This window comes from Brevundimonas sp. AJA228-03 (assembly GCF_017795885.1).
Classification (GTDB): Bacteria; Pseudomonadota; Alphaproteobacteria; order Caulobacterales; family Caulobacteraceae; genus Brevundimonas.
On sequence record NZ_CP059297.1, the window covers coordinates 2,091,915 to 2,105,268 of the forward strand.

Below are 13,354 nucleotides of genomic sequence, written 5' to 3' on the forward strand. Positions count from 1 at the left end.
CCGTCAGTACAGCCCGCTCAAGTCCTCGGCCGGTTCCTGTCGGGTCGGCGACGGTGGAGAGGTCGGCTGGGTGGTCTGCCCCGGTGTCGCGCCGGCCGCCGCCTCGGCCTCGCGCTGGATGACATCGTTGTAGTTCTGGGGACCATCCGGAGTGGCAGCCTCCTCGGCCTCGCGCTCGTCCTCGCGACGGCGTTCCGTGCCGGGTCGGAACGCTTCCTCGATGCCGTCGACGGTGCGGAAGATCGCACCGCGCGGCCGCACGAAAGGACGGGCCGGCCGTTCCTTCAGGGCGTCCTCCATGAAGTCGATGAACACCGGCACGGCGGCCGAGGCACCCGCCTCGCCGGAACCCAACGACCGGTTGTCGTCGAAGCCGATGAAGACCCCGACCACGATATCGGTCGTGAAACCGACGAACCATGCCGAGCGGTACTCGTTGGTCGTTCCCGTCTTGCCCCCGACCCAGCGCCCCAGGCCCCGGGCGCTGGCGGCCGTACCGCGCTGGATCACACCTTCCAGCATGGAGCTGATCTGGTAGGCGGTGATGGGGTCGATGACCTGGGTGCCACGAGGCTCCAGGAACGGCGAGGCCTGGCCGGCAAAGGCGCGCGTACAGTCCCGGCACCGCCGCTGATCGGCGCGATAGATGGTCTCGCCGTCGCGGTCCTGGACGTATTCGATCAGATAGGGGTTCACCCGCCGGCCGCCGTTCACGAAGGCCGAATAGGCGGCCGTCAGATTGTACGGGGTGACTTCTCCCGCACCCAGAGAGACGGACAGGTTGGGCTGCAGGTTGCTGGCCACCCCCATCCGGGCCGCCAGATCGACGACCTTTTCCATGCCGATGCTGTCGGCAAGACGAACCGTCATCACATTGCGCGACAGCTCAAGCCCCCGACGCAGGGACGAGGGGCCGTAATAGCGCCGGCTGTAGTTCTCGGGCGTCCAGCGGCGACCGTTCGGCCCACCAGCAAAACTGATCGGCCCGTCGACGATGATCGAGGCGGGCGTGAAATCACCTTCCAGCGCAGCCGCATAGACGAAGGGCTTGAAGGACGACCCCGGCTGTCTCCGGGCCTGGGTCGCGCGGTTGAAGCTGGACAGGGCATAGGAGTAACCGCCGACCATCGCCAGAACCCGCCCCGACTGTGGCTCGATCGCGACAAGCGCGCCGTTGACGGCCGGGACCTGTTTCAAGGCGAACTGACCCGCCCGGGGCTCGACGAAGATCAGGTCACCGCGCCTGAGCGGACGATTGGCATTGGCCCAGGCCGCATCGGCCGTCAGCAGGGTGCCGGTATCGTCGTCACGCGCGGTGCGCACCCGGACCGTGTTCCCCGACACGCTCTCGACCGCAGCAGCTCGCCATTCACGGCGTTCCGGTGGCGCCTGCTGGCGAAGCGCCACGGCCTGCCATCCGGGCGCGAAATCGGTCGTGCCCCAGGCGCCACGCCAGCCATGCCGGCGGTCATAATTCTCCAGGCCCCGCATCAGGGCGTCGCGCGCCGCCGTCTGCAGCGACGGATCCAGCGTCGTGCGCATATAGAAGCCACCGGCGTTCAACTGGTCGCCGAAATCGGGATTGGCGACCGCCTGGCGCCGCGCCTCCTCGACGAAGAAATCGGCATCCTGATACTCGGCCCGCCGCGGCGCGGCCTGGGCGTTCAGGGGTCGGGCACGGCCCTCGACCAGCTGGGCCTGGGTGATGAACCCGTTCTGGGCCATCTCACCCAGTACCCAGTCGCGCCGACCCTTGGCGGCGGCCGGGTGGCGTTTGGGATGATAGTTGTTCGGACCCTTGGGCAGGGCCGCCAGAAACGCCGCCTCGTCAGGCGTCAGCTGCTCCAGCGACTTGCCGAAATAGTTGTAGGCCGCCGAGGCCACCCCATAGGACCGGTAACCCAGGAATATCTCGTTCAGATACAGCTCGAGGATCTGCGGCTTGGACAGGGTCGTTTCCAGACGGCTGGAAAGGATCGCCTCCTTCAGCTTGCGTCCGATGCTGGATTCATTGGTCAGAAGGACGTTCTTGGCCACCTGCTGGGTGATGGTCGATCCACCCTCGAGGCGTCGCCCCGTCGCGGCGTTGAGGACGTTCTTGAGCATGGCACGACCGAGGCCCGACACGTCGATGCCGCCGTGCTGGAAGAAATTGCGGTCTTCAGCCGCCAGGAAGGCCTTCACCACCAGCGGCGGGATCTGCTCGTAGGGCACATAGATGCGCCGCTCGTCCGAGAACTCGCCGATCAGCGTACCGTCGCCGGCATAGACCCGCGTCGCCGTCGCCGGGCGATAGTCCGCCAACTCTGATGCATCGGGCAGGTCATGGAACAGCCAGGCCGCATAGACGGCGACGATGAGCCCGGCCAGGGCAATCGCCCCCAGCAAGGCCACACCCGCCATCACGAACCAGCGTTCGGCAATCTTCACCGCAGACTCCAACGACCCGACCGCGCGTCGCATGATCCGACGGTCGCTGTCGGGTTTAGCCGGGCTCGCGATGCTTCGCTAGGGCATGATCGCTTGGGACAGAACCACGACGTGGGGCCCTCAAACGATCTTGCTCTATGGAAGGCCACCCGCGCTGTTCAGCGCCGCCATCTGCAGCGGCTGGGACGTCTGGCTGAAATAGCGGTCGATGCCCCCGGCCACAGCGCGCACAAGCCGGCGGCGTTCGGTGGCATCGCCCAGGGCGCGCTCGTCGTCGGGGTTCGTGATGAAGCCCATCTCCAGCAGGACGGCCGGGACATCCGGGGCCAGCAGGACGGCCAGACCCGCATCGCGATGGCTGCGGCGCAGCAATGGATGATCGGCGGCTTCCAAATGGTTCAGCAGCAGGCGTGCGAACTGGGCCGAGCGGTTCTGGGTGGCGCGCTGGGTCATGTCCAGCAGGATGCGATCGACCGACGGATCCCGTCCGGGCAAATGCAGGTCCTGGTGCCAGTTGTCGCCGCGCGTGACCTCGCGCACCGCCCGGCTCGCGCCCTGTTCGGACAGGGTATAGACCGATGCGCCACGCGTCGCCGGGTCGGCCCCCGCATCGGCATGCAGAGAGATAAACAGATCGGCGTCCGCCTGCCTGGCGATACGAACGCGACGATACAGGTCGACATAGACATCCGACTCGCGGGTCAGCACGACACGGTATCGACCCGTCCGCAGCAGCTCGTCGCGCAGCGCCACGGCGGCGGCGAGCGTCACGGCGCTTTCGGAACGATGGGAACCGAGGGCCCCAGGATCATGCCCGCCGTGTCCGGCATCGATGACCACCAGCGGACGCCCGGCGCGCACCGGGGCGCGGGTCGCGGCGGGTCGCGCCGTGGTGCCGGCAACCGTGCCCCCGGTGGATGTGATGTCGATGACGTAGCGATAGTGGGTGACGCCATCGCCGGGCGGCAGCAGGAACCGCCGCTCGATCCGGGCGGTCCGTCCAAGGGCCAGTTGAAGGCGCGAAGCCGTGCCCGACGGACTGACACGCCAGTCGCGAACCAGACCCGATCCGGTTCCGTCCACGCCGCGACCGGCACCCACGCCGGCCAGAGTCAGGACGACGCGCCCCGCCGATCCGGATTCGATGACCTCGCCTCGCGCCGATCGGCCCAGGTCGATAACGACGCGCGTGTGATCGGCATCGCCGCCAAAGCGCACACCCAGGACGTCGCCCGCAGCCCCGGTCGCCATCGAACGGCTACCGGCCAGCAGAACCGCCGCCAGCACGACGAGCGCAAGCACCGTCAGCGCCCAGTCGCGGACGCTCCAGTCTGAGAGTTTGAAACGCATCGACGCGCGCATTGTGACGGCGACCCACCTTGATCGAGAGGGGCAGCCTGCCAGAACGCGGTTTGGATTGGGTTAAGCGGGGCCATGAAAGCGGAAGGCAGAGCCATCGTGGCTTTTCATTCACACCCGGCATGCCTATGCTTGTATCTGTTCGCGAACGATCGCGCCGCCGCATCGACGGTCTGGCGCGGCCCCGGCGCGGCACCCCACTCCCGCCCTCGCGGATCGACCGGTTAGTCCCGGACAGATCGACGGGGCCGGGCCTACCCCCGACCTTGCGACGCTGTTCCGGCGCCCGCGGGTCCAGGACCGACCAGACCCCATGGGCTTTTCCGCCTGCTTCTCCCTCCGATCGACTGCCCCGACAGGGCCGGTCGCAGTCGTGTCCGGCGTTCGCCGCGACGACGGGATGATGCACGCACCGGCCCCTTACCCCGTTCGGCGAGCCGCCCCGGCCTCTTCAGGTCCCGGCAGAGCGCGCCAGAGAGAAATCTTCAATGTCAAAGACCATGCTTATCGATGCGGCGCACGCGGAAGAAACCCGCGTCGCCATCGTGGACGGCCGCCAGGTTGAGGAATTCGACTTCGAGTCGAAGACCAGACGCCAGCTTCGCGGCAACATCTACCTCGCCAAGGTCACCCGCGTAGAACCCAGCCTGCAGGCAGCCTTCGTGGAATACGGCGGCAATCGCCACGGCTTTCTGGCCTTCAACGAAATTCACCCCGACTACTACCAGATTCCGGCCGCCGACCGCGAGGCCATCATGGCCGAGGCGCACTCGGCCGACGACGATCACGACGACGAGAACGCCCGCGACAGCGACGACGGCGATTCCGAAGGCGGGATGGCCGAGGAGGAACGTCTGAAGCGTCGCCTGATGCGTCGTTACAAGATTCAGGACGTCATCAAGCGCCGGCAGATCCTGCTGGTCCAGGTCGTCAAGGATGAGCGCGGCGGCAAGGGTGCGGCCCTGACCACCTGGCTGTCTCTGGCCGGTCGCTACTGCGTGCTGATGCCCAATACCGGCAAGGGTGGCGGAATCTCCCGCAAGATCACCCAGGCCACGGACAGGAAGCGCCTGAAGGCCGCCGCTGCCGCCCTGGACGTGCCGCGCGGCATGGGTCTGATCATCCGCACGGCCGGCGCCAAACGCACCAAAGCGGAGATCAAGCGCGACTACGAATACCTGCTGCGCCTGTGGGAAACGATCCGCGAGACCACCCTGGCCTCCCACGCCCCCTCGCTGATCTACGAGGAAGAGAACCTCGTCCGCCGCGCCGTGCGCGACATGTTCGACAAGGATTTCGACGGCATCCAGGTCGAAGGCCTCGAAGGCTTCAAGGAAGCCCGCGACTTCATGCGCGTGCTGATGCCGTCCCAGGCCAGGAAGGTGCACCTCTATCAGGGGTCCAGGCCCCTGTTCGCCGCCAATGGCATCGAGGAGCTGCTGACGCAGATCCACCAGCCGGTCGTGCCGCTGAAGTCCGGCGGCTATCTGGTCATCAACCAGACCGAGGCCCTGGTCGCCATCGACGTCAACTCGGGGCGCGCGACCAAAGAACGCAACGTCGAGGCCACGGCCTTCAAGACGAACTGCGAGGCCGCCGTCGAGGCCGCCCGACAGCTGCGCCTGCGCGACCTCGCAGGCCTGGTGGTCATCGACTTCATCGACATGGACGAGTCCAAGAACAACCGGACCGTCGAACGCATCCTCAAGGACGAACTCAGCTTCGACCGGGCCCGGATCCAGATGGGCCGCATCTCCGGCTTCGGCCTGATGGAAATCAGCCGTCAGCGTCGCCGCCTCGGCGTGCTGGAAGGCGCCACCGAGGTCTGCCCGCACTGCCAGGGTGCCGGTCGGGTCCGTTCGGCCGAAAGCGCCGCCCTGATGGTGCTGCGCGCCGTCGACATCGAGGCCGGCAAGAACGGCGCGGGGTCGATCAATCTGAAGGTCTCATCCGCCGTCGCCCTCTACATCCTGAACCACAAGCGCGACTATCTGCAGCGGCTGCTGGAGCGTCGCGGCCTGGCCGTCATCATCCAGATCGACGACCGCCTGGGCCAGGGCGAGAGCGCCATAGAACGCACCGAGACCAACGAGGACTTCGTCGCCCCCGAGGCCGTCGTTTCCCTGGCGGACCTCGACGACGACTTCGATGACTCCGCCTACAGCGCCGATGACGACAACGATGCCGACGAGGATTTCATCGTCGACGACGACGACGATCTGGACCGTGAAGACACCGACGACGACGAGCCGCGTGAGCGCGCCGAGCGGGACGAGGGCGAGCGCGGCCGGGGTCGCGGCCGTCGCCGTCGCGGCGGACGCCGTGACGAGGAAGCGACACCGATCGCCGCCGATGCCGTGATTGAGGGCGTCGTTTCCGACGACGACGACGACAGCGAGGCGGGCCGCCGCCGCCGCCGGGGTCGCCGGGGGGGGCGCCGGGTCCGCGAGGACGGCGATACGGCCTCGACCGGATCGAGTGATTTCTTCTGGGTTCGCGGCCGTACGCCGTCTCTGGAAGATCCCTATGTCTGGTTCGACCCGCTGAACCCGCCCGCCCGTGCCGAACGGGGCGAGCGTCCCTCGGCCAACTCAGCCCCGGTCCAGACCCGGCGTGACGTCGAGGAACAGGTCGGCGAACGGCCGGAAGGCGAGATCGCCGGCGATCGCGAAGGCGGCCGCTCGCGGCGTCGTCGTCGGGGTCGCGGTCGGGGTGGAGAGCGCTCCACGCCGCACGATCTGAAGGTCGAGGGTGACGCCACCAGCGAGGGTATGCCCGCCGACGGGTCGCCCGATGCGCCGATGGCCGTCATGCTGGCTGACGACGCCTCCGAGGCCCCTGCCCCGGTCGTGACCGCTGAGCCGCAACGCCGCCGCGTGCGCCGCAAGTCCTCGACCTCGGTCGCGGACACCCCGTCGGACGCGATTGTTCAGGCCGATGCCGAAGACGCAGTGCCCCCGATGGAGCCGGAGATCGCTTTCGTGGCAGAGGCATCTGAGCCGGTGGCCGAGGCCGAGCCGGCCATCCTGGTCGAGGCCGTCGAACCGCCCATGCCCGAGGCGGATCTGTCCGCCATCATCGCCAATGACCCGGCGCAAATCACCGCACCCCCGGTCAAGCCCAAGCGTGGGTGGTGGCGTCTGGGCTCGTGACGGCCTAGATTGCTCATGAAGACGAGGCGGGGGCGCCGGTCGAAGGAGTTGGCCATGATCCGGTCGAACCAGTCAGCGTCCCGCCTCGTCGCGCGCATGGTCTGCGCCGCCGCTACCGCGTCCTTGCTGGCGGCCGTGGCCGGTCCTGCTTCGGCCCAGTCCACGATCCGGGATACCGAGGTCGAGAGCATCATTCGAGAATGGACCGATCCGGTCTTCATCGCGATGGGGCTGGAGCCGTCCGAGATCCAGGTTCTGCTGGTGAACGACCCCCAGTTGAATGCCTTCGCCACGGGCAACCGGGTGATCGGGGTCAACACCGGTCTGATCCTGCGCACCGAGAATCCCAACCAGCTGCTGGGCGTCCTGGCGCACGAGGCGGGCCATGTGAAGAATCGCCACGTCCTGCGCGAAGGGGCGCAGAGTGCTGCGACCCAGCCGTTTCTGATGACGATGGCTCTGGGGGCCCTGGCCATTGCCGCCGGCCAGCCGGGTGCCGGCGTGGCCCTGCTGGGCTCGGGTCAGTTCTTTGGGACCATCAATGCCCTGCGTTACCTGCAAGGTCAGGAAGGCGAGGCCGACATCACCGCGCAACGCGGTCTGGAGGCGGCCGGCGAATCCGGACGGGGGCTGGTCGAATTCTTCGAGAATTTCCGCAGCCAGGAAGTCTTTTCCGACGCGCGCCGCTATCCCTATTTCCGCAGCCACCCCCTGTCGGGTCAGCGGATCGAAGCCCTGCGTCGCCCCGTTGAGGCGGCCGCCCATTATGGCCGGGTCGACAGCCCGGAACGGATGGCCGAGCACGCCCTGATCGTGGCCAAGATTCACGCCTTCATGGACCCGCCGAACACGACGCTCCGGGCCTATGGCTCCGGCGACACGTCCTTCCCGGCGCGTTATGCCCGCGCCATCGCCTGGTATCGCGACGGCCAGACACAGAGGGCGCTGGACGCCACAGATGCCCTGATCGCCGAACAGCCGCAAGACCCCTATCTGTGGGAACTGAAGGGGCAGATCCTGTTCGAGGAGGGCCGTCCGGGCGAGGCGATCGCCGCCCATTCGGAATCCGTGCGGCTGAAGCCGGACGCGCCCCTGCTTCGCATCAACCTGGCCCACGCCCTCATCGAGACCAATGACAGCGCCAACCTGGATGCCGCCGTCGATCAGCTGAAACGGGCGGTGGCGCGAGAGGACGACAACACCCTCGCATGGCGGCTTTTGTCACAGGCCTATGCCAGCCAGGGCAAGGAGGGCGAGGCGCGCCTGGCCTCGGCGGAATACTATTTCGCGGCCGGCATCGAGCAGGAGGCGACGCAATTTGCCCTGCGGGCCCGCGACATGCTGCCGAGAGGATCGAACGAATGGCGACGCGCCATGGACATCGTTCTGGCGTCCGGCGCGACCATGGACGACATCAACGACCTGGACCGGCGGCAGGAACGCCGCCGGGACCGCTCGACCGTCATACCGCCCGCGGGCGCCTGACCCTTCCGACCGAGGCCCTGAATGACTGATCCGACCCCGACCAATCCCGCGCCCGTGACCAGGTCCGATCCACTGGCCTGGTTCGGCTCGGGGCGCGGCGGTGCCACTGCCCTGGCCGTGGCCGTGGTCGCGCTCGGTCTTTCGCTTGCGCCCTATGTCACGGGGGGCGATTTCGGGTCCCGGGTTCGGGCCTATCTGATGGCCAATCCGGCCGTGCTGGACGAGGTCGTTCAGGCCCGCGAACAGGCCGAGGCGAACAATACGGTCCAGAAGATCAATGCCGCCGTCGCGGCCAATCCTGCCCTGATGATGGCCGATGCGCGCGATCCATCCTTCGGCCCGGCCGACGCCAGGGTCACCGTGATCGAATTCTTCGACTACCGCTGCCCCGGCTGCAAGGCGGTGGCCAGGGACTATGTCCGCCTGATGGAGGCGCATCCCGACGTGCGGTTCGTGTTCAAGGACTGGCCCATTCTGGATCGGGGCAACGATACCACCTCCAACTATGCCGCCCGCGCGGCCCTGGCCGCCCACCAGCAGGGCAAATACCTGCAGGTCTATCAGGCCCTGATGGCCGAGAACGGCCTGACACGCGCGGCGGTGGACCGTGTGCTGGCCGAGAACGGCGTCTCCATACCTGACGCTGTGGCCGCCATCCGGTCGCCCGAAATGAACCGGCACCTGGCCGACATTCACACGACCGGCGCGACGCTGGGGCTGGTGGGCACCCCGACCTTCCTGATCAACGGCGAGACCACCTCCAGCATCGCCCCGGCCGAGGTCCTGGCCGCCATCGAGGCCGCCAAGGCCGCGACCTAGGCCGCTGCCTAGGCCAGCTTCAGGCTCATCTCGCCGCCGACCCATTCGACGCTGGCCCTGGCCCGGGCAGCCTCGGCGGCCGCCGCATGGCCCAGCGCCGCCTCGGCCTCGGCGAGCACGAAATAGCTGTAGGGATCCATCGGCCAGTCGGTGAGCAGTTCCTCAACCCTGGCCTTTGCCCCGGCGGCATCGCCATTGGCCAGCATCGCAGCGGCCAGGCTGCGACGCGTCGGATACCAGATGATCGGCGGATCGCCGCCCTCGGAGTCCTGCGCCTGGATCTCTGCCGCGCGCGTAAAGGCGGCGATCGCGGCGGGGGCATTGCCCTCGATCATGGCGGCACGGCCCTCCAGCACGCGCTGGGACACCTCCATGAAGTCCTTCATGTCCTTGGCATTTTCGCCGTTGATCGAAGGGTCGTCCCGGATCGCCTTGATCGCCTGGGCCTCGGCGCGGACAGCGGCGGCATTCCCGGCGCGCGCGGCGGCTTCGCCTCGTCCATAGCGCCAGCTGGCCCGCAGCAGGGGCCGGTCCGCCGGGGGCTCTCCCAGGGCCGCGACCTGCTCGGGCGTGCCGAACCGGCCGAAGATCGCATAGGCGTCATTGGCCATCAGCTGACGCCAGACCGCGTCGCCCGCGATCTCGGGATAGGTCGCCAGAAAGTCCTGCGCCAGGGCCAGACCGTCCTCGGCCCCGCCCGCCATCAGGGCCCCGCCCATGCCGAAATGCAGGTTATGGCCGTGCAGCGGCATGCCGACGATGCCGCCCGGAGGGGCCGCGAGTTCATTGTATCGCTTGTCCAGCCCGACCGCGTTCACATTGGATCGCATCGCGTCCCTGTAGCGGCCGACGCGATAGAAGGTGTGCGACGGCATGTGCACCAGATGACTGGCCGAAGGCGCAAGGGCTGCCAGCCGCTCGCCATAGGGAATAGCCTTGTGCGGGTCGCCCGACCATTCGGTCAGGTGGATGTACAGATGGATGGTACCGGGATCGTCGGGCGACCGGGCCAGCGAGTCCTCCAGGATCGACATGGCGCGCACGATGCCATGGTCACCGGGTCGGCCTTCGTCATCCCACCATTCGTCGGCCTGCAACATCCAGGCGTCGGCGGCCACCGCCGCGATCATGGGATCGTCCGGCGAGCGGCGCTGGACCCGGTCCATGGCGCGGGCAAAGCGGACACCCCGGCTGGCCATGGATCCCGAATACCGCTGGATCAGGGCGTCGATCATCTGGCGTTGCAGCGCCGTCGCGTCGCGGCCACGGCGTCGCGCCAGCTGGGCCAGCACCCGGCCCTCGTTCATCGAGGCCTCGTCCGTGCCGCCACCGTTCAGGTTCGGCCCCAGCGCCCAGGCCTCGCCCCAGGCGCACAGGCCGCAATCGGGATCGAGCGCCCTCGCCTTCCGGAACGCCCGCACCGACTCGGTGTGCTCGAAGGCCCAGCGCAGTCGCACCCCGTGATCGAACCAGGCCTGGGCCTCCGCACTGTCCGTGTCGACCTTCCAGGTCGCGGTCCCGAAGCCCTCGACCATGACCATATTGGCTTCCGGGGCCGCATCCAGCGACGACCCGACCCGGCCGCACCCGCGCGGGGTCTGGATCAGCGCCGCGGCCGCGGCATCGTCGGCCATGGCGGTCGTGGCATCGGCGACAACCGCAGGCGCGGCGAGGCACAGGACCATCGCGGTGAACCCGAGTAGCCGGTTTCGCATGGACAAACCCTCCCCGGACACCTTGCCTCAAAGACGGGCACAAAGTCACCTGCCTGCACCGTGCCTTCGGCCCCTGAACCGGTCTGCCCTCCCGTGGAGCCTCATCGACGCCCGGCTTCTGTGACCGATCCGACGTTGATCGTGATCGCGTCGGGCCGGGTCCGCCCGGGCCTCAGTCCTCTGGCAATCGATAGGCCAGATCGTAGTGGTGGACGCCGTCGGTGATGGTAAGTCCGAAGTCGCCCGACAGCCCGACCAGCTCCCCCGTCCCCGATCCCGGCACGACGGTGATCGACAGGGTGTAGCCGTCCGCATTGATGTCGCCGCGATGGGCCAGCAGAAAGGCGCCGGTCTTGCCGTCCAGGGTTCCCACCACACGCTCGAGCGCCACATAGGTGCCGGTTGTTTCCACGCCCGGCGGCCCACCCGCCAGCATCTGGCCATCCGAGGTGCCGGTGATGCCGCCCTCGAACGTCTTGGACAGGACATAACGCGACAGACCGAGGCCCGCCTCGACCTGCTCCTCGTCGCCGGGTGCCATCGTCACCTCGAAGGTGCCCGTCGCGTGATGCAGGCCCGCATCCTGGGCCCGCGCCACACCGGCTCCGAAGACGCCGATGCTCGCCAGAACCAGCAAGGTGATCAGCACCACATAGCCTCGAACCGTCAGAAATCGCATCCCGACCCCCGTGAACATTTCGGGAACAGAATGGGCCGCTTGGCGACGCCCGTCAATCGCGGATCGATCAGATCAGACCGCCCAGCGGTGACGACGGGTCGGCATACATCCGCTTGGCCATACGCCCGGCCAGATAGGCCTCGCGTCCGGCAATCACCGCATGCTTCATCGCCCGTGCCATCCCGATCGGGTCCCGCGCTCCGGCGATGGCCGTATTGGCGATGACCGCGTCACAGCCCAGTTCCATGGCGATGGTCGCGTCCGAGGCGGTGCCCACGCCCGCGTCGACCAGCACCGGCACCCGGGCCTGCTCGACGATCAGCCGGATGTTGACCCGGTTCTGGATGCCCAGACCCGATCCGATCGGCGACGCCGCCGGCATGATGGCGGCAGCCCCCGCCGCCTCCAGCCGCTGGGCCATCACGACATCGTCGGTGCAATAGACCATGACGTCGAACCCGTCCTTGACCAGCAGGTCCAGCGCCCGCAGCGTCTCGATCATGTCGGGATACAGGTGCGCCGAGTTCGACAGCACCTCCAGCTTGACCAGGTCCCACCCCCCCGCCTCGCGCGCCAGGCGCAGGGTCCGCACCGCGTCCTCGCCCGTAAAGCAACCGGCCGTATTGGGCAGGAAGGTGAACCGGTCCGGCTTCAGATGGTCGACCAGCATGGGCTGGGACGGATCGCTGAGGTTCACCCGGCGCAGCGCCACCGTGACGATGTCCGCCCCCGCCGCCTCGGCCGCGGCCGCGTTCTGGGCATAGTCGGCATATTTGCCGGTACCGACGATCAGACGCGACGAAAACGTGCGACCGGCGACGGTCCAGGTGTCGGATGAGATATCCGCCGGAGCGGGCGGGCTGAAGGGAGCATTCATCCGACCAATCTAGGCCCGACCGGCCGGGAACGGAACCCGCTCAGCCGCCGCCCACGAACTGGACCAGTTCGATCCGGTCGCCCTCGGCCAGGGGCGTGTCCGCGTGGAGCGACCGGGGCACGATGGCGAGGTTTCGCTCCACAGCGACCTTGCGAACGTCGAATCCGAGCTCCTCGACGAGGGCCAGAACCGTCCGCGCAGTCACTTCGCGCGTATCTCCGTTGACTTGAATGCGCATGTCGTTACGTCAACCCGATCCGATCCGGCGCGTCCCCGGCTTTGACGCGGCACGCCGTTCCGCTAAAAGGCCGCCCCACCGAGGCGGTCCAGCCGTCGCCAACCTGTCCGGAGCGAATGCCCGAAACCCCCGTCCTCTACGTCCTGAACGGCCCCAACCTCAACCTTCTGGGTGTGCGGGAGCCGCACATCTATGGACGCGAGACCCTGGCCGACGTCCAGGCCCTGTGCGAGGCGGCAGCCGAAGGCGCGACGGTCGTGTTCCGGCAGACCAATCGCGAGGGCGAGCTGATCGACTGGGTCCAGGAGGCGCGCACCGAGGCGCACGCCCTGATCCTGAACCCGGCCGGTTATGGCCATACGTCCATCGCCCTGCTCGATGCGCTGAAAGCCCTGACCATTCCGGTGATCGAGTGCCACCTGTCCAACCCGGCGGCGCGCGAGGAATTCCGGCACAGGACCTACGTCTCGCTGGCCGCGACCGGCGTCGTCTCGGGCTTCGGAGCCCTATCCTATGAACTGGCCGTCAAGGCCGCTCTCGGGCTGGTGGGGGAACGCAAGATCTCCGCCGGCCGTTTGAACCCAGACAAGGCATAGCTGT

Annotated in this window: 10 protein-coding genes; 4 read left to right on the forward strand and 6 right to left on the reverse strand. The window is 67.9% G+C overall.

From position 1 onward, the window contains the following. Positions 1–3: 3 nt before the first annotated feature. Together HZ989_RS10475 and HZ989_RS10480 are read right to left on the reverse strand one after the other, a co-directional pair. Complete coding sequence (locus HZ989_RS10475; protein ID WP_371812914.1) at positions 4–2,463, reverse strand: penicillin-binding protein 1A; 2,460 nt, start codon at positions 2,461–2,463, stop codon at positions 4–6. A 102-nt stretch (positions 2,464–2,565) separates the two neighbouring features. Next, positions 2,566–3,780, reverse strand: coding sequence for an N-acetylmuramoyl-L-alanine amidase (locus tag HZ989_RS10480; protein WP_245162340.1), 1,215 nt, complete (start codon positions 3,778–3,780; stop codon positions 2,566–2,568). A gap of 497 nt (positions 3,781–4,277) precedes the next feature. Here HZ989_RS10480 and HZ989_RS10485 point away from each other — a divergent pair, with 497 nt between their 5' ends. The 3 genes from HZ989_RS10485 to HZ989_RS10495 are packed head-to-tail and all read left to right on the forward strand — an operon-like array spanning position 4,278 to position 9,245. Further along, the gene (locus HZ989_RS10485; protein WP_209320777.1) at positions 4,278–6,941 is read left to right on the forward strand and encodes an Rne/Rng family ribonuclease; all 2,664 of its coding nucleotides are present in this window, start codon (positions 4,278–4,280) and stop codon (positions 6,939–6,941) included. Between the two features lie 54 nt (positions 6,942–6,995). Next, positions 6,996–8,426 carry a M48 family metalloprotease gene (locus HZ989_RS10490; protein ID WP_209320778.1) on the forward strand — a complete coding sequence of 477 codons (1,431 nt, stop codon included), beginning with the start codon at positions 6,996–6,998 and terminating at the stop codon, positions 8,424–8,426. Between the two features lie 21 nt (positions 8,427–8,447). Next, entirely contained in the window at positions 8,448–9,245 is a 798-nt protein-coding gene (locus HZ989_RS10495) for a thioredoxin domain-containing protein (RefSeq protein WP_209320779.1), read from the forward strand. A gap of 8 nt (positions 9,246–9,253) precedes the next feature. Here HZ989_RS10495 and HZ989_RS10500 read toward each other — a convergent pair whose 3' ends face one another. The 4 genes from HZ989_RS10500 to thiS form a co-directional block, all read right to left on the reverse strand. Next, positions 9,254–10,960 (reverse strand): hypothetical protein, encoded by a 1,707-nt coding sequence (locus HZ989_RS10500; protein WP_209320780.1) that lies wholly within the window; start codon positions 10,958–10,960, stop codon positions 9,254–9,256. A 172-nt stretch (positions 10,961–11,132) separates the two neighbouring features. Continuing rightward, entirely contained in the window at positions 11,133–11,639 is a 507-nt protein-coding gene (locus HZ989_RS10505) for a DUF3224 domain-containing protein (protein ID WP_209320781.1), read from the reverse strand. Between the two features lie 67 nt (positions 11,640–11,706). After that, positions 11,707–12,516 carry a thiazole synthase gene (locus tag HZ989_RS10510; protein ID WP_209320782.1) on the reverse strand — a complete coding sequence of 270 codons (810 nt, stop codon included), beginning with the start codon at positions 12,514–12,516 and terminating at the stop codon, positions 11,707–11,709. Positions 12,517–12,556: 40 nt separating this feature from the next. Further along, positions 12,557–12,754 (reverse strand): sulfur carrier protein ThiS, encoded by a 198-nt coding sequence (gene thiS / locus HZ989_RS10515; protein WP_209320783.1) that lies wholly within the window; start codon positions 12,752–12,754, stop codon positions 12,557–12,559. A gap of 116 nt (positions 12,755–12,870) precedes the next feature. On the opposite strand from thiS, the gene HZ989_RS10520 reads away from it, so the two are divergent. After that, positions 12,871–13,350 carry a type II 3-dehydroquinate dehydratase gene (locus HZ989_RS10520; RefSeq protein ID WP_209320784.1) on the forward strand — a complete coding sequence of 160 codons (480 nt, stop codon included), beginning with the start codon at positions 12,871–12,873 and terminating at the stop codon, positions 13,348–13,350. Positions 13,351–13,354: the final 4 nt, after the last annotated feature.